General features: G+C 32.6%; 23 protein-coding genes. 19 read left to right on the top strand and 4 right to left on the bottom strand.

Annotated features, from left to right (window positions below; translation table 4 throughout):
* The first annotated feature begins 26 nt into the window (after positions 1 to 26).
* From GvMRE_RS03605 to GvMRE_RS03660, 14 genes are all read left to right on the top strand, one after another.
* A complete protein-coding gene (locus GvMRE_RS03605) occupies positions 27 to 251 on the top strand; it encodes a hypothetical protein (protein ID WP_147409912.1) in 225 nt (74 codons plus the stop codon).
* An 89-nt stretch (positions 252 to 340) separates the two neighbouring features.
* Entirely contained in the window at positions 341 to 484 is a 144-nt protein-coding gene (locus GvMRE_RS13485) for a hypothetical protein (protein ID WP_172575242.1), read from the top strand.
* On the top strand, positions 477 to 1,136 hold the full coding sequence (locus GvMRE_RS03610) for a hypothetical protein (RefSeq protein ID WP_147409913.1): 660 nt from the start codon (positions 477 to 479) through the stop codon (positions 1,134 to 1,136). Before GvMRE_RS13485 ends, GvMRE_RS03610 begins: the two co-directional genes overlap by 8 nt.
* Positions 1,129 to 3,162 (top strand): leucine-rich repeat domain-containing protein, encoded by a 2,034-nt coding sequence (locus GvMRE_RS03615; protein WP_147409914.1) that lies wholly within the window; start codon positions 1,129 to 1,131, stop codon positions 3,160 to 3,162. Before GvMRE_RS03610 ends, GvMRE_RS03615 begins: the two co-directional genes overlap by 8 nt.
* Before the next feature lies 1 nt (position 3,163).
* Complete coding sequence (locus tag GvMRE_RS03620) at positions 3,164 to 4,267, top strand: hypothetical protein (RefSeq protein WP_147409915.1); 1,104 nt, start codon at positions 3,164 to 3,166, stop codon at positions 4,265 to 4,267.
* A 98-nt stretch (positions 4,268 to 4,365) separates the two neighbouring features.
* Positions 4,366 to 4,767 carry a hypothetical protein gene (locus GvMRE_RS03625; RefSeq protein WP_147409916.1) on the top strand — a complete coding sequence of 134 codons (402 nt, stop codon included), beginning with the start codon at positions 4,366 to 4,368 and terminating at the stop codon, positions 4,765 to 4,767.
* A gap of 1 nt (position 4,768) precedes the next feature.
* Entirely contained in the window at positions 4,769 to 4,993 is a 225-nt protein-coding gene (locus tag GvMRE_RS03630; protein WP_147409917.1) for a hypothetical protein, read from the top strand.
* A 5-nt stretch (positions 4,994 to 4,998) separates the two neighbouring features.
* Positions 4,999 to 5,526, top strand: a complete 528-nt coding sequence (locus GvMRE_RS03635; RefSeq protein WP_147409918.1) for a hypothetical protein — start codon at positions 4,999 to 5,001, stop codon at positions 5,524 to 5,526.
* Entirely contained in the window at positions 5,493 to 5,651 is a 159-nt protein-coding gene (locus GvMRE_RS13490) for a hypothetical protein (protein WP_172575243.1), read from the top strand. Before GvMRE_RS03635 ends, GvMRE_RS13490 begins: the two co-directional genes overlap by 34 nt.
* Positions 5,638 to 6,618, top strand: coding sequence for an OmpH/Skp family outer membrane protein (locus GvMRE_RS03640; protein ID WP_147409919.1), 981 nt, complete (start codon positions 5,638 to 5,640; stop codon positions 6,616 to 6,618). The genes GvMRE_RS13490 and GvMRE_RS03640 overlap by 14 nt, the downstream gene beginning before the upstream one ends.
* Before the next feature lie 2 nt (positions 6,619 to 6,620).
* Positions 6,621 to 6,929: a hypothetical protein gene (locus GvMRE_RS03645; protein WP_147409920.1), complete on the top strand. Its 309-nt coding sequence runs from the start codon at positions 6,621 to 6,623 to the stop codon at positions 6,927 to 6,929.
* A gap of 1 nt (position 6,930) precedes the next feature.
* On the top strand, positions 6,931 to 8,955 hold the full coding sequence (locus GvMRE_RS03650) for an AAA family ATPase (protein ID WP_147409921.1): 2,025 nt from the start codon (positions 6,931 to 6,933) through the stop codon (positions 8,953 to 8,955).
* 29 nt (positions 8,956 to 8,984) lie between these two features.
* Entirely contained in the window at positions 8,985 to 9,188 is a 204-nt protein-coding gene (locus GvMRE_RS03655; RefSeq protein ID WP_147409922.1) for a hypothetical protein, read from the top strand.
* Complete coding sequence (locus GvMRE_RS03660) at positions 9,188 to 9,823, top strand: hypothetical protein (protein WP_147409923.1); 636 nt, start codon at positions 9,188 to 9,190, stop codon at positions 9,821 to 9,823. Before GvMRE_RS03655 ends, GvMRE_RS03660 begins: the two co-directional genes overlap by 1 nt.
* Before the next feature lie 409 nt (positions 9,824 to 10,232).
* Here the strand turns inward: GvMRE_RS03660 and GvMRE_RS03670 are convergent, their stop codons facing one another.
* Together GvMRE_RS03670 and GvMRE_RS03675 are read right to left on the bottom strand one after the other, a co-directional pair.
* Positions 10,233 to 11,261 carry a hypothetical protein gene (locus tag GvMRE_RS03670; RefSeq protein WP_147409924.1) on the bottom strand — a complete coding sequence of 343 codons (1,029 nt, stop codon included), beginning with the start codon at positions 11,259 to 11,261 and terminating at the stop codon, positions 10,233 to 10,235.
* A gap of 66 nt (positions 11,262 to 11,327) precedes the next feature.
* The gene (locus tag GvMRE_RS03675) at positions 11,328 to 12,998 is read right to left on the bottom strand and encodes a hypothetical protein (RefSeq protein ID WP_147409925.1); all 1,671 of its coding nucleotides are present in this window, start codon (positions 12,996 to 12,998) and stop codon (positions 11,328 to 11,330) included.
* 210 nt (positions 12,999 to 13,208) lie between these two features.
* Here GvMRE_RS03675 and thrS point away from each other — a divergent pair, with 210 nt between their 5' ends.
* From thrS to GvMRE_RS03690, 3 genes are all read left to right on the top strand, one after another.
* Positions 13,209 to 14,450: a threonine--tRNA ligase gene (gene thrS / locus GvMRE_RS03680; protein ID WP_147409926.1), complete on the top strand. Its 1,242-nt coding sequence runs from the start codon at positions 13,209 to 13,211 to the stop codon at positions 14,448 to 14,450.
* 3 nt (positions 14,451 to 14,453) lie between these two features.
* On the top strand, positions 14,454 to 15,836 hold the full coding sequence (gene mnmE, locus GvMRE_RS03685) for a tRNA uridine-5-carboxymethylaminomethyl(34) synthesis GTPase MnmE (RefSeq protein WP_147409927.1): 1,383 nt from the start codon (positions 14,454 to 14,456) through the stop codon (positions 15,834 to 15,836).
* A 437-nt stretch (positions 15,837 to 16,273) separates the two neighbouring features.
* Positions 16,274 to 16,606 carry a P-loop NTPase family protein gene (locus tag GvMRE_RS03690; RefSeq protein ID WP_147409928.1) on the top strand — a complete coding sequence of 111 codons (333 nt, stop codon included), beginning with the start codon at positions 16,274 to 16,276 and terminating at the stop codon, positions 16,604 to 16,606.
* A gap of 306 nt (positions 16,607 to 16,912) precedes the next feature.
* Here GvMRE_RS03690 and GvMRE_RS03695 read toward each other — a convergent pair whose 3' ends face one another.
* A complete protein-coding gene (locus GvMRE_RS03695; RefSeq protein ID WP_147409929.1) occupies positions 16,913 to 18,547 on the bottom strand; it encodes a DEAD/DEAH box helicase in 1,635 nt (544 codons plus the stop codon).
* Between the two features lie 133 nt (positions 18,548 to 18,680).
* Between GvMRE_RS03695 and GvMRE_RS03700 the strand changes: the two genes are divergently transcribed.
* Positions 18,681 to 18,965: a hypothetical protein gene (locus tag GvMRE_RS03700; protein WP_147409930.1), complete on the top strand. Its 285-nt coding sequence runs from the start codon at positions 18,681 to 18,683 to the stop codon at positions 18,963 to 18,965.
* Positions 18,955 to 19,365, top strand: coding sequence for a type II toxin-antitoxin system PemK/MazF family toxin (locus GvMRE_RS03705; RefSeq protein WP_147409931.1), 411 nt, complete (start codon positions 18,955 to 18,957; stop codon positions 19,363 to 19,365). The genes GvMRE_RS03700 and GvMRE_RS03705 overlap by 11 nt, the downstream gene beginning before the upstream one ends.
* A gap of 104 nt (positions 19,366 to 19,469) precedes the next feature.
* Here GvMRE_RS03705 and GvMRE_RS03710 read toward each other — a convergent pair whose 3' ends face one another.
* The gene (locus GvMRE_RS03710; protein WP_147409932.1) at positions 19,470 to 24,509 is read right to left on the bottom strand and encodes a Ulp1 family isopeptidase; all 5,040 of its coding nucleotides are present in this window, start codon (positions 24,507 to 24,509) and stop codon (positions 19,470 to 19,472) included.
* Positions 24,510 to 24,833: the final 324 nt, after the last annotated feature.

Here is a 24,833-nt window from a genome sequence, read left to right on the forward strand (position 1 = left end):
TTGAGTGAGTTTCTTAAAGCCTAAGTATGATTGACTGTTGCCAATTAGCGGCTCAGAATGCTAAATTAGCCCTGTATATCGCCATGGGTGCTTTTGCGGTTATCACTTTTCTCTTAGCCATGTTTTTTGGCTATAATTTAAAACTCAGTGCTAGAACTGCTAGCCTAGAAAAAAAGAACGGTAAAGAGCAAAAACAAATTGACCAACTCAAAAAAGAATTCCAAGCTTTCAAAGAAAAAAACTGTGCCTAATTGCCTCTTTTGCCACAAGAAATACGTCTTCCCTAGTCCTTGAATTGATATTTGCTGAACTTGCTATTTAAAACAAACCCGAAAATAATATGACTATTATCCTGATAATCTTGCTTGCTTTGCTAGTAATTTACCTTTATTACCGAAACACTAATGCTCCTGAAACTAAGCCCTGAAAAAAAGACCTTTACCATTTACAAGAACAAATAAATGAATTAAAAAACCATGACTAAAAACCAAGAACTTAACCAAGAAATAGAGCAAGAATTTGCCCAAGGAAACTTTAAACCTAGTCAGCTAAAACGCTCTAAATCAGCAGGAGATATTTCCTCAACCCCTTTGTCACCCCAGCCCTTAAAAAGAACTCTTTCCCAACCTGCCCTGAAACAGCCTAATTTAACCCAGCAAATCACCCAATTAAAGCAAGAGTTAGTTTTTAGTCAGCAAACTGCCCAGAATTATCTCACTAATCTCCAAAAAGCCATTGCTGAATTAGACCAAAAAGAACAACAATTAGATTCAGTAAATCAGGATTGATTAAACTTAGCCCAGAAACAAATTGATAACTTAAAAAAAGACCCTAATGTTCGTATCACTGAACTACAGCAAGAATTAGAAGAAACTGTCAAAGATGCCACTCAAGAAATTACCCGCCAAGAAACTGAAAATAAACAGTTAAGGAATAAATTAAACCAAACCCAACAGCAAATGAACGACTTAAATCAGCAAGTAAATGATTACCAAAGAGCTGCTGAATTAAGGATAAATAACCCCGAGAGCATTAAAGAAACTAATTCTTGGTGAGACTGAGGACCAGTGTTTTTACTCGCCGCAGTTTATTTACTAGCCACCTGATTAACCCGAAAGGAAAAATATTATGACTAAATACAACTTAGAAGAATTTAAGCAGTGGTTGGAAGAAAAGCCCGAAAGAAAAGAAAACTTGCCCTATTGACCTTCTTTCTTTGATTACCAAAAAGAGAATTTTACAAAAGAAAAAAATGAACGATCAGCAGCTTACACTATTCATTGACTTAGCAAATACTATGTGATATCTTTACAATGAATGCAAGAAGTAGACCAAAGAGAGAGAGAGAGAGAGAGAGAGAGAGAGCAAAAGGAGGAACCCACTAACATGGTAAATGTTCAAAAATGATTACAAGAAAAGTTTCCTGATAAAAATGTTAAACAAATAATTTTACTTCCCTATGAAGCCCACCAAGAAAAAGACAAATTATCAAAAGTAGAGGGAGAATTAAGTTTTGCCGATTATCCAGATTTAGAGATAATAAAAACAAGCCATAATTATGTAAGTTTAGGAAATATAAGTAAAGTTGATATTAGCCAAAATAAAAAGTTAAAAATTTTTAATTTTAATTCAATACTTAAAAAAAGCGATAATCTTGACACTATTGATTTTAGTAATTGCTCTGAACTCACTGAAATAGATGTTTATGGTTCTCGGATGAAAAGGATAGACTTAACCAATAATCCGAAACTTGCTGAGCTAAATATTCAACAAAGTGGTATTAAAGAACTTGATTTGTCTTGTTGCCCAAATCTAGAAGCACTTAATATATCACAAACTAAAATAACTGAATTAGACTTATCTAATTGTCCTCGACTAGTTGTACTTAGTACTTATCAAGTTAAGTTTAAAAAGTCTCCTTATATTTTCCTAGATGCTTGAAAAGCAGAAATAAACCAATTAAAAGCCCAACTTATTGAGTATGAAAGCCAAGAAACTAGCTCTAATATGCCTGGTTCTTGAACTGAAACCACTAGTGACCCTAATGAACCTCTTAATACTAAAATCCAAAGAAAGAAACAAGAGTTAACCAATTTAAGAGACAACACCCGTAAACCTACTAAGCATTTAAGAAAAGAAATAGAGTTATTGGAAAAAATCCAAACCTTAGAAAACAAAGTTAGTGAACAGCAAGCCAAAGAGAGTGTTTACCAAGAGCAAATTCGCCAGAAGGAACAACAAATCACACTAAAACAAGAGCAATTAACTCGCTTACAAGAAGCCAAAAACCAAGCTGTAACTAACCTAAATAACACTATTACCGGTTTAAATCAGCAAATAGAAAACTTAAAAAAAACTAAGCAAGAAGACAAGGATAAACTCACTCAGGAATTAACCAATTTGCAAACTAATAGTGAGCAAACCATCACCAATTTGCGGCAAGAAGTCACTAATCTGACTAACACTAGCCAAAAAGAAAAAAAAGAATTAACTGAAAAAGTGGCCCAGTTAGAAACTAACCTAAAAACTAAAACTGAAGCTGAAAAACAATTACAAGGGCAAAAAACTGCTTTGGAAAAGCAACTAAAAGACTTAGAAAAAACCAAGCAAGATACTGAGGAAAGGCTTTTAAAAGAAAGACAAGAAGCTCTCCAAGAGTGAGAAAAAGAAAAGCAAAAATTAGAAACTAATATTCAAGAACTTAGCCAAGAAAAAGACAAATTCAAGCAATCTGCTGACTATTTAAGAGATACTTTAAAAACCACTGAAAACACTCTCCAAGACACACAAAACCAATTAACCAACAGCCAAGAACAAGCCCGCCAAACTGCCACCGACCATCAAACCACCTTAAACCAAAAAGAAGAAGCACTAACCAAAAAACAAGAAACTTATGCCCTAATCCAAGAAAGAAACACTGACCTCCAAACTAAACTTAACACTGCCAACCAAGAAATCACTAAACTCACTGAATGAATAAATAAACTAGAATCAGCCTCAGTAGAAGGAGATGCTTTCCAAAATCTTCAAAAAGAATTAACCAAAGTTCAGCAAGAAAAACAAACTCTCCAAGAACAATTAGAAGCTAAGTACCCAACTAATAAAAACCTCTGAATATATGCCATTATTGCCCTGATAGTGCTCTATTTCCTAATGAGTTAGTATGAGTAAGACCCAAGTATTAATTCTTTTAATTATCCTTGCCCTAATGATTTATTACCTAAACCAAGAAACTAAGCCTACCCGACCTGTTATTACTCAAAAAAAACCTGTTATTAAGCCAATCCTGCCCACTATTAGCTCATCCTCTCTTCCTCACTCGTCCATAATTAACTTTCCTCCTAACATCTCAATCCCTGACCCTGAATTTATCTATTGCCCTGATGCTACTTATGAACCTAAAGCCCTAGAACCTGCCCAAACCATCACTGAACAATCCCTTAACCCTGATGAAACTTATCGCCAAAAAATCCTTAATTCCCTTGAAATCTGGCAAACTACTTTCACTAACCCGCAACAAAAAGCCAAGATAACTCAAGCAATCAACACCTTAGAAACTGAAAACAAACCTCGTCATGAATACTTACAAACTCTCTGGAGCCTAAAAAGTTTAGATGGCTTTAATGAAATGATTAGCCAATCCTTAAAAGAATGAATTAATTTGCCGGTTCCTAAGCCAACTAATGAAGCTGATTATGGCTGACTTACTGATGATAACCTAGAATTCATTTTAACTAATCACCCAAGAATACAGGAAGCTTTAACTAAGCAAAAACAATTCACACTCCGCACTGATATCGCTAATATCTATAATGCTTTCCAAAGAGCTAAAGACCAACAAGATTGACCTTTACCTGAATTCCTCCAAGAATTAGAGTGAAATAAAGCTGAATATGTGTTGTTTCCTTTGCGAGTTTCAGGAAATCACTGAGGATTATTTATTTTACAAAACTTAACTTTTGGAGAGGAATGCTCTAATTATCAAGTTTATTATACTTCTTCTGGGTGAGGAATAGAAAGTGAAGTAAAACAATTAAAGCCTTTCATTAGCCAAATTACTGAACTAGAAAATAATATCCAAATTCTCCAAGGAGACAAGCAAAAAGATGGTTATAACTGTGGGGTTTATTTAGTTTTCTATATTCTAGAATTGCTTGAAACTGGCCAACTAGAATTAAAGAGAAAGTATACTTCCAGTGATTGCCAAAACTTTCGCTGAGAATGAAAACAAAAAATTGGAGAGGTAAAATGATGTAAATGGGACTAATTTCCTTCCTAAGTGGTCTGTTAACAGCCTACTTCTTAATTGCTTCCCTAGATAACTTGCCCTTTTACCCTTTAATCTTCCTCTAAACCAACTAATCTATGAATAAAATCTTAATAATTGCTATTCTTTTAATCCTAATAGTCTATTATTTCAGTCAAAAACAAGAACACCCAAAAACTATTCCTAAAAGCCTTCAACCTGCCCTTAAATCTACTCAAACTCAAACTAATTTAAGTGATAAACAAATTTCCCTCTTAACCAACCAATGAAACCAAGTTGCCCTCTGAGCCCAAGAGCAAGGAATAGATACTAATAAGTCTTGAAACTTAACTATGCTTAAAAACAAGCTAGAAAGCCAGTTAAAGCCTACCCAAAAGCCTACTAATGATAAAGAAACACAAACTGATAACCTGCCCTCTAACCAAGACCAATCAGCCCTAGAAACAACGCTTAATAACCTAATAGCCTCCATGCAAAAACTAAACCAAGAAATCAAATAATATGAACTTAAAAGATAAATTACAACAATTAGCCACTGAATGAAGCACACTCCAAACCAAAATTAAAACCAAACTAGCCACCAATACCCAAACTATCACTGAAACTAACCAAAAGTTAGCTGAAAGCAATCGTAAATTAGAACTCCAAATGAAAGAAAACTCCGAAAATGAGAAGATATTAGAGAAACTTATTAAAGAATTCCAAGAATTAGGGAGGAGTTTATAAAAACTATGACCATAGAAAAACCATTCTCTCTCAGGGAGTTAGTTAGGAAACTGAAATCTTTTCGTGATTCAGGAGATATTACAATATTATTAGCCTCACTAACCTGGGATGAAGAAAAACAAGCAAGTTTAATAACTAACCGAGGAATTTCTTCAACAACAGTCAAATTTGAAGTAAGTTTGCTTAGTTGTTATTTGCTTGTTTATGAAAATAATTCGTCTCTCTGTAAAAGCAAAATAGTCTTTTCCAGTGATGCTGCTGACCAATTTTCAGTATCAACAGCCATGAAAGACAATAGTGAATGAGGTGGTTCTCGGAGTGGTTTATCTTGAAAATGAACCATTAATGCTAACAATCAAATTGATTTAACTAAATTAATTAAGGTTTTAGAGGCGGGAATAACTGCTGAAATTAATACCTTACCAGAATTTAAAGATTTACAGAATAATTGTCAAGGGTTAAATCAAAAAGTTATTTCAGTGAAAGGGAAGTTAGGGGAATGAGCAAGAATGATTGAAAGGAGACATGGATAATGAGTGGTTGGATGATGATTGGAATTATTATGGGTTTAGCTACCTGAGTAGTAGGATTTATTGGGGAGAGTTTTTTTGGGGAAAAGTGAAGAAAGGAGAAAGTAAATAATCATGAAAGGATATAGTGCTCAAGAAATAGAAAGACTTTTTAGTAGAGCAGGAAGAACTCGTCCTAAAAGCAAATCTTCTGGTGATGCTGGTTATTGAACTGGTGGACACTGTAATTATGGTGCCTCTCATAATTTACATGAAGACTGTGAGACTTTAGCGAGAGGATTTGCCAATATCGAAAGTTTAGGAAACATCAAAGACGTCTTAAAACAATGCACTAGTGAAGTAGAGTTTAATTCCAAAAAGAATGATTTCGTTAGAAGATGCGAAGAAGCTATTAATGGTTTAAGACCTCATATCGGTGCTCACAGTTCCATGTTTGGAATATGTATTATTTGAGGCGAAGAAGCCATGGATAAACATGTAGAGAAAGTAATCAAGCAGAACAAGAAAGAGATAGAAAAAGTAAAATCTTTATTGGAAAAAGAAACTTACAAATGAGTAGAGGAATTGAGACAACTTGAATTAGAGATAAACGAAATAAAAGCAAGAATGGAAGAAAATAAGCGAAAAGCTATGGATCCAAATATCAGTCCATCTGAAAAAGCCGCCCTTTTAGAAGAAATTGAAAACGACGGCAAATTACTCCAACAAAAATACGCAGAACATAAGGCACATTCTAATAAATTCAGATTTGACCCTAGCAAGTATGTCTCCGACATGATTGAAGCAATGCGAAGAGCAATTGAAAAAGGCGATAGAGATGGTTCGGGAAATGGTGGCAATGGCAACGGAGGAGGCGGAAGTGGTCGAAACAAAGACCCTAGTGATCCTAACAATCCTTTTGGCGATGACAACGATAGCGATGATCCTGATGGAAACAATAATAAAAAACCTCCAAAAAACAAAAAAAAAGACAAAGACGACAATCAACCCAATCAGCAATTAATTATCCTGGCAATAGTAGTTCTAGTAGTTCTTTTTTTACTCATGAACCAGAGCAATAAGCCAATTCGGAGGTATGACGAATACGATTATTAACCATGACCAACCAATTTAACCTCGACTTAGATGCTCAAGAACTAAAACAAAAACTTGGTGAACAAACCGAAAAATTAGAACAAAAAGCCGGAGAGTTGTGAGATAATTTCAGCCCTCATTATACCAACCTAGAACCCTGACAACGTGGTCTGATTCTAATTGGAATTATTGCCCTCCTAGTCTTTATCATTTATTACCTCGCTAAACAAGAAGATCCCACTGAAGTTTTGCGACGCAAGGAAAAAGCTGAAGCAGCCATGGAAGAAAGAGTATTGAAACGTATTGAATTACTAAAAAAACTTAGAGAATAATATGTATTACAACGAATTTGATGAACTAGAGCAAAAAAAACTCACTGAAACTAGAAATAAAAAAAAACAAAAGCAAATCACCATGCTAATTGCCTTAATTCTCATAGGAGGAATTGCTTACTATTTTCTGGCTTATTTGCCACAAGAGAGAAATAGAGTTAAAGGAGAGATTGAAGAAGCATTTAAAGAAAATTTTAAAGTCTATCCTGAAAAACTGGACAAATCTTTATGAGAAAATAAAGAAAACTGAGAAGAATACTTAAATAATCTCTACTTGCCCTCCCAAGTAAAAACTTTTGGTGAGAAAATGCTTAAAGCAATTGACAAAAAGGCAGAGGAGCTGGAAGAAGAGGAAAGAGATAAGCCAAGAAAGTTAAAAGAAGAGGCAGTTAAGTTCGTAAAAGCAGCCTGCACTGAAACAGAACTAGAATTACCAGAAATCAAAAAGATTATTGAGCAATGCACAGAAAAGATTGAAAAAACTTCTCTAAGAGAACTTAATGAAGTTAAAAATAAGGCAGTTGGATTAATTGAGCAAGAAAGATTTAAGAGACAAGGTCTTCACTGGAGAAGACAAATACACAATTGAGCCGACAGATGGCTAATAAGAAACAGACAAAGTTTTGAAAATGCTTGAACTAAAATATCTAAAATGCTTGGAGAAGAACCACCAAGTTTTGATATTAATGGCATTTACAGGATACAATTTCCACCATCTCTCTGAAACGATTTATCTGAAGAAGAAAAACAGTTTGCCAAAGCCAATGGTCATGGCGAACTTACTCTTGAAGAGCAAGTAAAAGATTATAAATTTAGTCCTTTAATCGAAGAATGAGAAAATAAAGTTAAGCCTGACCCTGCAAGAGGAACATTTAATCCTAGAGACCCAGGGAATTTAGACAACAACGCCTTATTCTACGGAGTACCACGAACCGGTAAATCAGTAATGGCAGAGAAATTGGCTTATGAAGCGGACAGATATCCGCTAGTAGTAATCCAAGGTTCGAGTTTAACTCCTAGAAAACCTGATAATGAAGCAGGAGTTAGTCTTTTGATAAAGTTTATTTACACTATTAGCACTATAACTCACGACTTAGCAGACAACTTTAACTTTAAAAGAGAAGAAGACGAAGAAGTTCGCTATATCCTTTTCCTTGATGAAGCCGACCAAGTATGTACCACTCACCTTTTACCGCCAAAAGATGCCTCTTCACAATTAACTTTTCTAAAAGAATGTATGGGTAGTGATAACAAATCCGAAGAAAGCAAAAATCTCTGAATTGCGGCCACTAATCACTTAGATAATGTTAATCAAGCCGTTTATCAGTCAGGAAGATTAAGCAATCCTCTTGATTTTAGTTGAACTTTAGAAACATTTACCTACTACGCTGAGCAAGCAGGCATTAGTCACCAGTTTCCTGAGCATTGAACAAAAAATAAGACTTTGAATGCTGAAGATAATAAGTGGGTTAACCGATTTAACAAAATTATCTTTGACCGGGATTTCCTTGGCAAAGAAAAAGATGGTGCCACCAATCCTAGAAAAGAATTTTGAAATAAGTTTATTAACAACAATCCTGGTGCTGAATATGAGCCTGAAAGAGACGAAGAAAACACCGAGGAACAAGAAGATGATGATAATGAACCAAAAGACAAAAAAGTAAAAATTAAATGAGGCGAATTCTTTGAGTTCTTTTGGCATCTTTATGATAGCAAGCAATTAGAAGCTTTTGAAGGTGAGTTTATCAATCCCCGTAATCCGAAACTAGAAGAAGTATTAGCCATCGTGGATTCAACCCTAAAACTTACTACCAACAAACTCAGTAAAGATATCAGCAAAGCTATTGATGCTAGACTAAATGAAATGAATGACACTATTACCGAAATCAGAGATTCAATAGATGTGGGCCAAAATGCCATGTCTACTAGTATAGATAACTTTTCTAATGAAATTTCCATTCTTCTCACTTCTATAGGAGAACACTTAAACAGCGACCGAGGAAGGAGGAGATACTGAAGCCCTTAGCCCATTAACTTCACAAAAAGCAAAAAACTATGAATAAAAACAATAATAAACAAATCCAAGAAAAAATAATCCAAATTGAATCCCTCATCCAAAACACCAAAGCTTCCCTTAAATCTTGAGCCAATTTAATTGGTAAATATCACTTACAATTAAAAGAATTCACTAACCAACTTGCTTTACTAAAAAAAGAACTAAATATGAAAGAAAAAAACACGAAAGGAGCCACCAAATAATGGGACTTTGGCAAACACTTTGCACTTGTGCTGGTTGTGCTATTGGTGCAGCTTGTGTAATTATGACTGGAGGAACAGCTTCTGCAGTAGTAGTGCCTTTACTTATAGCTAGTGGAGGAGGAGCTATTGCCGGAAATCTTATTGGTAGTAAATTAGACCAAGAAGAAACCAAAACTAAAAATCAAGCTAAAGACCTTGAAATCAGAGGTCAAACTATTGAGACTTTGAAGAAAGATAATGAGAAACTTCATACTGAAATTAATGAGTTAAAAAACAAGCATGAAGAATTAGATAGCGAAGAAAAACAAAAAGAAAAAGAGTTAGAGCATGCCAAAAACAAAGCCAATGACTCTTCTCTTTCTGAGGAAGAAAGAACTAAATGAAGAAGAAAAGTTGTCGTTCTTGAAGAAGAACTCGGCAATATAAGAAATGAAAAAAAAGAAATTGCTGACAAAATAAAAGACCTTAATAATAGAATTAAAGACAACAACAAAAATATCACTTCTGTCGGTAAAGGTTCCGATGACGGAGACAAAAAAGGCATTATGGCTTTTCTTACCCTAGAAAATATCCTAATATGCTTAGCTATCTATGCTGTGTGGCAAATTGCCATTAAAGATGATAGAAGATATTAAACTTTTCTTTTCCTCATCACTAACCAAACTATCAAACCAACTAAACTTGCTCCTATTAAGAAACTTCCTGTTATTCAGAAGGTTAGTTTAAGATTATTAGATTTTTTTTCTTGTTTAGCTTGTTCTTGCTTTAGTTTTTCTAATAATTCACTGATTTCTTGGGTTATTTGAGAATATTTAGTTTGCTCATCAGCATTAAGTTTAGATAAGTCTATTTGTTTAGTTTCAGGATTAAAAATTAATTTACTTTCTAGTTTACTTAATTCTTGGGCTAGATTGAGGAACTGTTTTTGTTCTTCTCTGGAAGCATTAGATAATAATTGCTGTTGTTCTAATAACTCTTGATATTCTTTGGAATTCTCTCCATAAATCTGAATAATTTTCTGTTTAGCTTTGGAGAAGAATTGGTTTAATTGAGGATTATTAATGATAGGCTGGTCATTAGGCGAATTGTGTTCAGGTTTGCTCTCTCTCTCTCTCTCTCTCTCTCTATTGCTTGATCATCAGCACTATCCTTGTTATTATTTTGTTCTTTTTCAGACTTTTCTTTCATAGCTTTTTTCATGGCTTCCACTATATCTTTAACATGTTTTTTGCCATCAAAGTCAAATTTTTTGTCTTCGCCTTTTTTCTTACAATCAACGCAAATTATAATATTACGGTTTTCTTCATCATGATAAAACTCTAAAACGTTATTAGCACAGTAATTACATAACTCTCCACACATTCGAGCATAACATTCCTTAGAACAATACTTTGAACTATCCTTTTCAGCATAATAATCTCCTTCTTTAGTTTTGGCACAACCTCAGCAGATATACTCTCTTTCTTGCTGACAGTCTCAACAATAAACTAATGAAGGATATTGTTTATCAGGATAGTATTCTAGGGTTTTTTTAAAACAATTAGAGCAAGTTTGGCTGTAATGGTCGCTAAAGCATTCTTCAGAACAGAATTTTTTGTTGTCATGCTTAGTAGTGTGATATCAGTATTCTTCTCCGGTCTTGATTTCTGAAAAGCATTCTTGGCAGGTTCAGTTTTCTTGTTGAGGTTTTGGTTTATACCGTTTAGGTTTAGATTGGTTTTTAGTGCTTGGTTTAGTGGATTTTTTTTGTTTTTCTAGTTCTCTTATAGTTTCGATTTGTAAGTCTCATAATTCTCTGATTAGTTGGCGGTATTTTGCGATTGTGTCATTAAAACTAATTCCTAGTTTACCTAGTTCGCCACTGATGTAATGGTTTTTAGCGTAAATTTCATTAGTATTATGCTTATCTCAAAAGAATTTAGCCTTCTGATATTTTTCCTCTAAATTAGTTATTTTTTTGATTTTTTCTAGGTCTTTTTTGATTTCTCTTAATACTCCTTGTTCTCAATCATATTGTGGAAAATAAAGCCCAAAAGCCCTTAATTCTGCTTGTTGTTTGTCTTTATCTACCATATGTTAAACCTCCTTTACACACGCACACACACACACACACACAGAGAGAGAGAGAGAGAGAGAGCATTAGTTACTCCCTCCTTTTGGTGGTTGGATAATTTGAGCTTGCATATCTATTTTAACTTCCTTACTTTCTTCTTGATAAGCTTGCCTTAATTCATTTAAATCTAAGTCTTTGGTGGCAATTTTTTCTTTTATTCACTGGGGGTTAGCAAAGTCTTCAACATCTTTACTTTTTATGTCCCGCAATCAAGCAGCAAAGTTAGCTTCATTAGCGGTTAAACCAACTTCAATTCACTGCTTGGTTTGCTCTGGGGTGAAGTTTTGATTAGTTCAAGGTTGAATTAGTTGGGGAGTAAAAGAGGAATGAATATTATCAGTTAAGTTAGGCAAGGAAGATTGTTGGCTATTTATTGAATTGTCAGAAAAAGTAGTTAATTCAATGATTTCGTTACCAGTTGATTGGTTATTATTAGTTGTTAAATTTGAATCTAAAGTTCCTGAAGAAACTGGTAATTGTTGCTGATTTTCATCTAATCAGACATCTGTTTTCGATAAATTCACCTTTTCTCTCAAGTTTTTTATCGCTCTATCAATCTCGCTTCAATTAACTCAAAAAGATTGAATGAATTGCTCAATTTCTTTGTTTTCTTTCCTTTTTTGCTCAGTTTGTTCAAAAATATCTATGACAATTGTGTGTGGATAAGTTTGATTATTAATTTCTTTACTTTCTTTAGGTAAATTACTAGCTACTTCTAAAAAATTACCGAAAGCTCTATTTACTGTTTCAGAATTAGTAGGGGTTCTGCTTAGCAAAGATAAAATTTGATGTATTTTAATTAGTTTAGTGATGGATTTTTCTCTTAATTCTTTCGCTTCACGATAAAACTTTTCTTGATTCTCATTTAAATTAGTTTCTAAGTTATTTATTTTGTTTTCCAACGACATTGTTTTTCAAGCTTCGCCGACTGCTCCAACTATTCCACTAGCTAAAGCAAGCGAAGTAGCAGAATTGGAAATATCTTCATTATCGCTTTTAAAAGCCAAAGCAGCACTCGTTAAGCCAACACTAACGCCAGTTCATTTTATGTAATTTGAATAAGTTGTTTGTTTTTGCTTTTTGGCTAGCTCTTGCTGTTTAGAAAGATGAATTCTTCATAATTTAAGGAATTCTTCGATAGCTCCTCTAATGCTTTCTAATTCTTCTGAACTTTTATCAATTAACTTAGTGTTTTGTTTCAATTTTTCAGGAACAATTAGTGAATCGGAAGAGTGTATTTGTTTGTAAAATGTGTTATAGAATATTGGAGGAACTTTGTCACTCATAATTGCAACTACATAATTTGAACTATCAAGCAAGTTGTCGGCTCAATGATTGAGTTCTTGACGAAAATAGTTTATTTTAGCTTGACAATTAGAACAACTAAAACTATCTTTAAATCCATCTCTTCGTGGTCATCCTCAGAACCCCGAACTTTTTGGAGGAATACTTTTTTGGCATTTCTTGCATTCAGCTGTGATTAATAAATCGATTTTTGCAGTAGTTCTGAAAAATCTTCCTTCGCTTTCTGTTGTCATTAAAGCCACTTTATAACAAGGGCAATCAAGAGAGATTCTTTCTCCCCACATTCCTTTATCAATGACACTTCTTAAACAATTTACTTTTTTTCCGCAAGTTTCACAACTAATTTCAAAATTAACTTTTAATTCTGTTATAATAATTGGTCAAATAGTCATAATACTTGTTTTTAATCTATATGTAGTTTACTGGGGAGTTATATATAGATTTTTTTGGTATACCATAAAATATACTTATAGGCAAAAAACCATGGTTAAATTCAAGTCTTCTCATACGCGTGTAAATATCTTGTTAATAACTTAATATTATTTTTTTATGAGTTCTCTCGTTTTTTTATTTGCGAAGTTAAAAATTTTTATTAATAACAAATGGAAGTAAAAAAACAAGACCACCGCGAAATTGCCGAAAATTTGGATTTATATATTCTTGATGAAAAGGCTGGTCAAGGATTACCAATTCTTTTACCTAATTGAACAATTATTCGCAACCAAATTCAGCAGTTTATTCGCCAAAAATGAGCTGAGCATGATTTTCAAGAAGTAATTACCCCTATTTTGGGAAACAAGGAATTATACCAAACTAGTGGACATTTATCTCATTACCAAGATTATATGTTTCCCGAAATCAGTCGTAATAATGAAACTTATTACTTGCGCCCTATGACTTGCCCACATCATTGCTTAATTTATCAGCAAAGACCTCGTTCTTATCGAGAACTGCCTTTTCGTTTGTGTGAAAATTCCCTTTTATTTCGTTATGAGACTTCCGGAGCCCTGAAAGGTTTAGAAAGAGCACGGAGCATGGAATTAGTTGACCACCATATTTTCGTGGTTCCGGAGCAGTTGAAAGAGGAATTCAAAAAAAATTATCATTTTATTAATGAAATTTTAACTGCTCTCAATTTTAAAGTTTCTCGTCTAGTTTGTTCACTCCATGACCCTAACAATCGCGAGAAATATCACTCTGACAAGAAATTATGAAAATATTCGGAGGAACTTTTAGTAAATTCCCTTAACGAGTTGAATTTAGATTACATAATTTTAAAAGGAGAAGCGGCCTTTTATGGTCCAAAATTAGACATTGAAATCCAAACTGCCGACGGAAAAAATGTCACAGTTTCCACTATTCAATTTGATTTTGTTTTACCCCAAAAATTTGGTTTAAATTATATTGACAAAGAGCAAAAATTACAAACCCCAGCCATTATTCACCACTCCCCAATTGGCACTTACCAGCGTTTTATTGCTTTATTATTAGAACAGACCCAAGGAAAACTGCCTTTTTGGTTAGCACCAATTCAATTAGTTATCTTACCTATAAACGACCAAAAGGAAGTAAAGGAATATAGTAAAAATTTACAAAAAAAGTTGTTAGCGAATAACTTTCGCAGTGAAATTTGGTTACCAGAAAAAACTTTAAAATACCAAATTAATCAAATTTATACAAAAAAAATTCCTTGTTATTTAGTAATTGGAAAAAAAGAGATAGAAAACGAAAAATTAAAATTAACTTACGCCCATTCATCACCAAAAAAAGAAGTTGAATTAACAGAAAAGGAATTATTAGAAAAATTAAAGTTAGAGAATAGCATTATTATTGCCAAAATTTAATCTATGTTTAGTGAAAAAACTATTACTGCTTTAGTTACTGCTCCAGTTACGCAAAATATTGCTTTAATTAGAATATCAGGACCCGAAACTTATAATTTAATTAGGAAGATTTTCGACCATCCTTTGCCTGAATACCCACAAAAAAAACCTCAATTAGTTGTTGGTAATATCATTAATCAAAATAAAGAAATCATTGACCAAGTTTTACTTTTGTGTTTTTACAAACCTCACTCTTTTACCGGAGAAGATGTGATAGAAATTAGTTGTCATGGAAATTTATTTATTGTTAATCAAATATTGAGATTAATTTTAGAAAATGGGACTGAGTTAGCTAAAGAAGGTGAATTTACCAAACAGGCTTTTTTCAATGATAAATTAAATTTAATTCAAGCCCAAGCCATTAATGATTTAATTCGTGCTCCTACTCTTTCGGCTAGTAAATTAGCCTTACATAACTTAAATCCCCAAACCCAGAAAGAATTTACCAAATTATTAAAAATTATTGCTGACCAATTATTAAAAATTATTGCTATAATCGAAGTTAACATTGATTATCCTGAATATGATGGAGTAGAATATTTAACTGGCAAAGCAGCATTAAATCGCTTACAAAAAATAAGGCGAGAATTAGAAAAATTACTTTCCTTGGGTCAGCAAGCCAGAATTTACCAAGAAGGAGTTAAAGTTGCTATCATAGGTAAACCTAATGTCGGAAAATCTACTCTTTTAAACGCTCTTCTTCAAGAGGAAAAAGCCATTGTTTCTTCTCTGGCTGGAACTACTCGTGATGTAATTGAAGGAAAATATAACTTAAAAGGAATACCATTAATTCTTTTTGATACTGCTGGCATTCGCAAAGCCAAAAACATTGTGGAAAAAATTGGTGTGTCCCGTAGTCAAAAAGTTCTCAAAAAAGCCGAATTAACTTTCTTTTTGCTTGATAATTCTCGAGCCTGGAGTCAAGAGGATACTAAAATTTGGAAATTAGTAAAAAACAAAAAAATAGTAATTATTATCAACAAAACCGACTTAAAAAAAAAACTGAAATTGCCCAATGAAATTTTAGCCAAAAATCCAGTATCAATTAATGCTAAAAGAGAGGAAATTAAAGGCTTAGAGGCAGGAGTAGAAAAATTGCTAACCAAAAATTTAGGGAACATTCATTCTCCTTATCCTTTTTTAAGCCACAGTTGACAACAAAGCAAATTGCAAGAATTAGCGAAAAAAATCGACGAAATTATTCAAGCCTTAAAACAAGAAATTCCTTTAGATGTAGTAAGCGGTGACTTAAAGATAATCTTTCATTTGCTAAAAGAACTGAGTGGCAAAGAGTATAACGAAAAATTGCTAGATGTTATTTTTAGCGAATTTTGTTTAGGGAAATAATTTTTTCTGATTAAGTATGTCATAGGACTAAGAAATCAAAGAAATCTTTTTGTGTTTTTTTAATTGTTCGATTCAAAAATTCTTGTCAAACTAAAAGTGGGTCAAAAAAGCCTTAAAAATGCCAGTTGTTCTAGGAAGTATAATTAAAATGTATTAGGAAGTGATTATTAATAACAAAGAATTAAAAACAATAGACAAAAAATTTGTAGGGTCATTTTGTGCCAAAGGCTTATGAACAATTTATTTTAGAGGAACAACAAGAACAAATTAATTTAATTGATTTTGGTCAGCATTTCAATGCTCAATCTGACTTAAATAAGTAGAAAAAGAAATTCTTCGGATTTACGGCGAACCACAAAATAAACAAACTAGTTGAAAAAGGAGAATTTCCGGTCATTTGCTTTAAGAATATTGAAAAAATTGGCAAAAATCAGGCTTTGGAAGAATCTTTATTACCAGTATTTGATTCTCAACAAAATGATAAATTATTTGATGAAGAAGTAGACTTATCAAGGTTTATTCTTATTGCTACTACTTCTACTCGCGAAACTGAAAAATTGTCCGATCCTTTGCTTTCTCGGTTAGACTGAGTTAATGCAGATACTGCTCAAACTAAACAATTTTTCTTAGACAAGTATTATTACTGGTTTTTTATACCTTTGGTTTTAATTAATTTGATTTTAGTGATTTTGCTCTTAGCATCCAAGTTTAAAGGCAAAAACAAAAAGTCATTTACTAGGGAAAGAAAAAAAGTTTTGAACGAATCATAATGTCACACACAAACACACACATGTCAATAACCTAGACGAACTGTGCTAACTCAAAAGATAGTGGAAAAATCAAAGTTCCTAGCATAATAAAAATTAGCAGTTAGTTTGGTTAATTAAAACTCTAATTGATTTTGCTTGATTACTGTTTCTTTTTATCAATTTTGTGCTGAGTTTCTTGTAATTGTTTATTAAGAAATTTTTTCTCTCTCTTGGTCTAATTTTTTGTGTAAATTCTTAGTTAACGAACTATCCATACAGTTCATTTATCCCTTGAATTTCGGCTAACTATTGGAAAATTTTGTTTAATTATAATAAATATTCAGGATAAGAGATAATTATTTTGGTAATGTCTTTTTTTTTTTTCAGAAGATTCGAAATTTTTTCGTCAATGGTCCCTTTACAAACCAAATCGATAATTAAACGAGTTTTGGGATTTTCGCTTTCTCTAGTGGGTAAAAATCGGGCTTCAGCTTGTTCGTTGTCAGCCGGGGAATAACTGCGGTCCGCAAAAATAGCAATATCGGCTTGACTTAAGTTTAGACCTAAGCCCGCGCTTTGGATATTACAAAGCAAAATTTTAATTTTTTGCTGTTGGAAAGCATTAATAAATTCAATTCTTTGCTGGTGAGAAACTTTGCCGGTAAGCAAAGATGGCTTTAATTTTGCCTTTTGTAAAGCCTGGGCTAAGGGTTCCAAAAAAGTTTCCGTGCGAGTAGAAAAAATAAGCAAGCTTTGTTGGGAACTTGTTTGACAAAAATTGACCAAGTAAGAAATTTTACTCCCTTGACAGTCCTTCAATAATTTTCGGTCTTCTTCAGTCAAAAAGTCCCTTTTGTCTTTTCCCTCATAAATGAGAGCAGGAGGAAATAAGGTTAAAGTTTTTAGTTTTGCCAGAAACTCCAAAGGATAATTTTTATCTCATTTTTGAGTTCAGCGAGAGTAAAGCATTTGTTGGCTTTTTTCCAGCAATAATTTTATTTCTTGCTGTTCAATTAAAGGTAATCAGGGCAAAACTTCTTTTTGTTTACGAGCAACAGAGATTTGATTTAATTTTCTTTGTAATTCTTGGCTTGCTTTTTCATTTTTGAAGCCCAAAACTTTTTTGATTTTAAAGATTCTTGGTGCTTTGGGAATTTCTGTTTCTCTCACTAAAAAAAATTCTTCCGCAAATTTTCAGTAAGAGGTATAAATTTCCGGTTGGAGAAATTTTAAAATACCAAAAATATCACTCGGATGGTTAACCACTGGTGTTCCGGTTAAAGCCATTTTATATTCACTATCTTTTAAGGTATAAAGGCTTTTACTTTGTTGGGATTGGTAATTCCTTAAGTAATGGGCTTCGTCAATTAGTGAACAAAAAATAGGTTTTTTCTTTTTCCGCAAGTCTCGAAAATACTTACTGTCAATTTTAAAGATATCTTTGGAAATGATAATAATTAAGTTTTTTTCTTGGCAAAATTTTTGGTAAATAATTTGCCTTTCTGCTAGTGATAAATAACTAAGCAAATAAGCCGGCTGGTTCAGTCAATTTTCCACTGCTTCTTGTCATTGGGCTTGAAGAATGCTGGGACAAATAATAATTAAGTTAGGAACTTTTCAGCGTTGAAAAATTGCCAAGGCCGTGGGGGTTTTTCCGGTGCGCATTTCGTTAAAAATGCCGACACTTTTTTGCTGGCTAAGAAAACTGACGTCTTTTTCTTGGTAAGGTCTTAATTGGAAATTTATTTTTTTTATTTGCCATTCACCAGCAGGAAATGTGTAATCAGGAAATATTTTTTTTAGTTTGCGAAAGTTAAGCAGGTTTTTTGTTAGATAATAACTTTGGGGTTTACCATTATTTTCAGCATTTAAACAAATCGCTCAACTATAATTAGTTTTCAAAAAAATTTTGTCTTCCTCAATCTGGGTAATTTCAATCTTTAATTCAGGCAATGGGTGCATTGATTATAAATTTTTAAGCATTAACTAAAAAGTTAGGTGTTTCTTTTTGAACTTCCTGTTTCGCACTACAGCGCAAAACATTCGGCTCTCCTGTCGTTTAATTCTTTTTGGAGAATATTTAAAACTACATATTATGACTGAGCTAGTAATAATTAAAACTTCCAATGCTGACAAACTAAAAACTTTTCTCGCCAAAAGTCATATCGAACACGAGATTATTTTTAATGAACCGCTAACCGATAAGAAAACAACCAAAAAAGATAAATTACGTGAGTATATTGAAATGAAAAGCAAGGAGAACATTTTTGCTGATTATGGCGAAGCAATTAAGGATAAAGAGCGAGAAAGAGAAATAAAACTTTGAGAAGAAGCCGACGAAGAAGATGAGGAAGAATTAAGCAAAAGATATGGTCGATAAAGCAAAGGTAAGTAAATATCCTAGTGTTGTTTATCCTTGTGAAGTTTACATGTTTCGCATTAGTCGGAAAGAAACCGAAGGCACCGAAGCCATGAAAACTCGACCTGGGATAGTGATTTCAGTCGAAGGATTAAATAAATGGAATAAACGCTGCATTATTGTTCCTGCTACTACTAAAAAAGCCGAATTAGCCAAGATTTACCCTTTTGAAGTAAAAGTGATAATTGAAGGTAAGAAAGGAAAAGCCATGATAGACCAATTAAAAACTTATAGCCTAGGGCGAATTATTGAAAATTCTTTTTTAGGAAAAGTCAGTGAAAAAGAATTTGAAGAAATTCAAGAAAAAATAATGTCTGCTTGTAATTTATGAGAATGCTTAAAAAAAAGAGAACTAGCATAAATGAATTAGTGGTGTTATCTTTGAAGCAAAAAATTAAGCGATATTTTTTATCAGATAAATTATTATCCTCTTGATAGCCTAATATCTTTTCACAAATTTCGTATTTAGTTTTTAATTTGTTTGTTTCTTTTTACATTTTGCATTCTAACAATTAATCCTCCAATAGTTATTAAACTTCCAATTAAAGCAACTTTTAAAATTATGTCTTCATTTTTTGGTGATGGAATTAATTCTTGCTTAGGCTGATTAACTACTGATAAAGTATTTTGTTTTTGGCTTAATTTCTCTTGAATAAAGGCTTGTCGGGCATTAACTACTTGTTGGTAATTAGCGGCTTGTTGAATTTGCTCTTGATAGTAATTATTTACTTGACCAAATAACTCTGTTAAACTGGTTAATTCAAGGTTTTTAATAACTTGTAAGTCTTCTCCAAAAGGAGTTTGCTCTTCTTTTAGTTCTTTTTCTAATTTAGTGATGGTTTGATTGGCTATTTCTAATTCATTTTCTCAATTTCCTTTATACTCAATATTAGTAGTTGGTGGTTTATTAATTAACTCACGAATAGTTTCAATTACTTGCTCTACGTTAGCATTTTCATCTAAATTAATTAATTCTAAATCAGTAATTAACTTTTGGATAATTTGTGTCTCTTTGTTGTGAATATCTTTTTCCAAGGAAGAAACAATTATTTTTAGTTCTTGATTTTTTTGTTTAATTTCTTGGTAATCATGATGGAGACAAACAGAAACAGGACAAATATGATTATTTAATTGAGTTTTTGCTTGTTCGGCTTGGCCTCGGTAATTATCCCTTTCTGTTCTAGTTTGGTGATGATTTTGTTGCTCGTTTCTTAATTGTTCTTCAATTTCATCAATAGTATCAATTTTTCCTAATTTTTCTTTTTTATCACCCAGTTTAATTAAATATCATGCTGCTCCAATTTCTCCGGCAGTTCTTATTCAATTAAGTATTTTGTAATCACGGTTAGTTTTTTGTTCAGTTTTAAGAATATTTTCTAATTCGTTAATTTTATTTGTATTGCTGTTTTCTGCCTCTAAAGTTTGGCTAACCGTGTTGTGAACTGGTGCTGGAGTGACCGTGCTAGTGTGGGTAATGGTTTCTGGCACCAGGTTCTCATGCGTTAGTTTCCCTAAATTTAAATAGTAAGTAGAATTTTCCTTAATTGTTTTGTTAGCAAAATCAAAATAAAAAGTTTGAGTAGTATTATGCGTGCTATTTATTGGAAGTTCAAATGAAATATTGAAATAGTAAGGAGGAGTTGAATTATTAGGATTATTAAATGGATTGGTAAAATTATTTACTAAATTCTCGTTAAAGTTTACTTGATTAGAGGGCAGATTAACCGAATTTAAATAAGGATAAGCTTGATAACCAGCATAAGCAGAACCACCGCTTAATGCTAAAAATCCCAGTGCTTTTAAGGTTTTGCCATCAGTATTAACCAGGTAACTTTTAACTTGTCTTGAAGTTTCATTAAGCATTTTTCCTACTTGTTGAGCCTGATTTTTTATTTTTTCTCAATAACTCATTTGGTTTTGTTGAGTATTATCAATAACTTCTAATTGAGTATCCTCTGTATTTTCTTCACCAGTTTCAGCATCATAAAAAATTTCTTGTTCTTCTTCGGAAGCATCAAAAAATTCTTCATTAGTTTCATAGTCTTCCAATAATTCTTCTAAGTTTTTTATATTTTTTTCTCTTAAATTGGCTGCTTTGTGATAGATTAAAATTTCTTGGTTTTGTTGGTCTAACTGTTGATTAAGTTCTTGATTTTCATTTTCTACTTCGGTTTTTTCTTCCTCTAAATTATTGTAATCTGTTTGCCAATTGTTTGTTTCATTTTCTAATTCATTTTCTAATTCTTCTATTCTTTCTCCAGCATTTTCTAGTAATCCAGCATCGTTTTTGATTTTAACTTCATATTCTAAAAGTTTTTTCTCTAATTGTTTTATCTTTTCATTTGGTTGTTCTTCATTAGTGGTATTTTTTTGGGTTTCGGCAGTTGATAATTCGTTGGTGTTTTCCAAATCTTTTTCAGTTTCGGAGTTTTCGTCTTTTGGGGCGGAAGTAATGGAAGGATTTTCACTGCTAGTAGTAGCAATTGTTTCTTCTGGGGAAGAATTTAAATTATTATCTTCTTTTTTAGCCAATTCTGCTTCTACTCTTGTTCTTCATTTTTTTCTTTCTGGTCCGAAATTATTATTCAGGTCACTAAGGTCAGTATCTAAACCATTCTCCTTAATCATTTTTTCCATAAAAGCAATTACGGCTACTCCGCAATCATAAGTGTTAGGTTGTCTAACTTTGTTTTTAAGTTTGAAATGAGTGTTTATCAAATCAGGACTATTACTATTATGCAGATGCTGTAATAATTCCTTAACTACAGGCTTAGCATAACCATGATTAGGAGCATTCTCTAAAGTATCTCAGTGGTGAAATGTTTTGGTATCTTTTTCATAGGCTAGTAAACTTCAATGGAAATTCGGATTATTGACCGGAATAAATACTAACTCCCCATCAGATGTTTTATTAGTTAAATTACTAAGAAGCGTCGGAAAGGCCATTGAGCCTTCAAAATCGTTTCTATCAACTTCTTTGACAAACATAAAATCGATGTTGTCTAGAATTTTATATTTAGCAACTTTTCTATAATCAATTTCGTTGACTACTTTCCCCATAGCCCAATCGATTTCTCTATCAATTATTCATCGACGAGGAGTAAATCAATCTTTCATCTCTCCTTCATTTTTTTTTTGCTGACGATATGTTCCTAAATCTTTTTGTTTGCCTTTGAATTGGTTATTTTTGTCATTTGTTTTTTCTTTGACTATTTTTTTATATGCTTCGTCCAAACCTTTGGCTATATTATTAACCTCTTCTTGTTCCTTTTCAGTAAGTTTTTTTTGATTATCAGTGTTTTTTGGTTCTAATTGTTGATTTTCCTCCTCAGCCTCAAACTCTTCTTTATCAAAAAGTTTCTTTAATTGTTCTTGTAAATTCCCTAAGCGGCGTTTTTTTTCTTCACCATCTCATTCAGTTGCTTCGGAATTTAATTTATCTGAAATTTTTTTCAAGCCAATTTTAACTTGGTTTTGATTAAACTCATTTAAAGTATTTTCGGTTTCTTGTCAGTAGTGATATCATCCTCCAGTAATGGTTCCCATTCCTAAATAATATTGGCAATCTCCTTGTAAAGTATTTAGATATTTATTTAATTGATTATTATTTTCTGTTCTGGCTTTCTCTAATTCATTTTCTAATCTTTTAATTTCCTCTTCTAATTTTGCGTGTTTGGGAATATTACATGTCTCATCGCCTTGGACTTCGTCTAAATACGGTTCACTAAGTTCTGTGTCTGGCGTTCCTGACCGAGGAGAGTCAAAATAATAAGATGAAGAATAACTGCTATTTCTGGAATGTCCTTGTCCTTTTCGTAACCTTAAATTTAAACTTTGGATTTCTAAATCTTTTGCTCTTAATCTTCTTTCCAACTCTTTAATTTCCAACTCTTTAATTTCCAACTCTTTTCCTGAATTTCTAACTTCTTGTATTTTTCTTTGCTCTTCTAAAAGTTCTTTTTGCGAATCTTCATATTCTTTTCGGATTTTTGCCAAAAGTTCTTGGCTTTGGTTTTTTTCAGCGTTTAATTTGTTTATTTTTGCTTCATACTTTTTTCTTTGTTCTTCTTTTTTATCTTCAATTTCTTTAATGAGTTGAGTGTGTTTTCTGTTTGTCTCTTCTAACTGTTGGACAGCGATTTTAAACAAACCTTCTTGGTCTTGAATGGCAAGTTCTAGTAAATTTTGCATTTGTTTTTTAAACTTTTCTTCTAATTCCTCTTTTTCTTTTTCTTTTTTTGTCGTGGAGGTAAGGGAAGCAGATTTGTAATCTTTCACTTCTCTTTGTAAATTTTCTATTCTTCTGCTTCGTTCTGCGGCAACATTTTTTAATTCCTCAACTTTATTCAAATCTTCTTTAAGAATTTGTTGTTTTTCGGCAAAAACATTTTTCATTTTTTTGGCATTTTTTGCTTTTTTGTTTTTCCTTCTTATTTGCCGTTTTATATCTTCTTCATAAGGTTCTTTTGTTTCTTTCTCATACCTTTTGAGTTGTTCCTTGTCTTTTCTTAACTGCTCCTCTTCTTTTTTTATTTGGTCTCGTTTGTCGAATTCTAAGGAGCGGGTTGTGCTTTTTTTTCGGTTAAGTTCATGCTCTTTTCTTTCAAGGTCTTTTTGAAGTTGCTTAAAATTTCTAGAACTTGTCGCTGCTTTTTCTTCAAGTTCTCTTATTTCTTCCAAATATTTAGCTTCTTTTTTGGCTCAATTGTATACTTGTTCGTTAGCATCATCATGTAATCCTCCTAAATCAATTTTTTGGCTTTCCATGATGTCATTCATGTTTTGCTCTTCTTGGGCAGCCTCCAACCCTTCCAAAATATATTCCGCGTCAACCTGGCTTTTTTTTATATCATCTTCTAAACTTGTGATATATCGTTGTTCTGGGGTTTTGTTTCCTTCGCTGATAGCATTTGCCTTTTCTTTATCATTTTCTATATTTTCTGTTGCTTCTTTCAAAAGTTCTTTTAAATTTTTAACTGATGGGTCGTTGGCTAATTCTTCGTCTCCTTCCTCAAATTGGTCATCGGTAGAGAGTTCGTTGCTGTTCTCATCGGAGTTATCAGAATCAAAAATAAAATCTTCTAGGTTAAGAGATAGGTCCGGAAATTCTTCCCCCAGTTCGTTCCGAGCATTTTGTCAATCATTTTTGTTTTTTTCTATTGCATTTTCTAAACTGGTTAAAGATTTGGCTAGTCTTTCACTAGTTTTTGTTTTTCTTAAATTATTAAGAGATTTTTCCGATGCTTCTTGAATTTTTTTGGATTCTTTTGCTCAATCACTAGTTCCTTCGGGGGGAGAATTTTCTTGATTAACCTCTTCTTCTTGAATACTGCTATCAGAAGGAGTTGCTAAAAGGGTTGATTTTGCGGTTTCAATTCGTTGTTCTAATAAGTTTTTTTCTTCTTCTAGTTGGTGAATATTAGCGGCTCAATCATTTAAGGCTTTTTTGAGAATTGCGTTGTTATTTTTTTGGTCTTGGTTCTCGTTTTTGTTTTCCTGGACCATTTTGGATAGTCTAGTTACTGATTTTTTTAACTCTTCTATTTCTTCCTTCTTTTTCGTAATTTCAAGAGAATTTTCAAGGGCCGTTTTTTCGGCTAATTTTTTTTGTTCGTTTAGTTCTTCATATTCGGCAGGAGAATATCCAGTGAAAGCATGTTCATCTTCTAAGGGACTTTGATTATAGTAATAAGGAGATTGCGGAGCAGAAGGAGCACTACTATTGCTAGGAGATTTATTGGGAAATTCTATGGCTTTAAACTTTGTTTTTATCGTAATAGGTTCGGTTAATGGTCGTGAAAAATAATTATCTCCATCGGAACGGCTGCC

Source organism: endosymbiont GvMRE of Glomus versiforme (assembly GCF_003546845.1).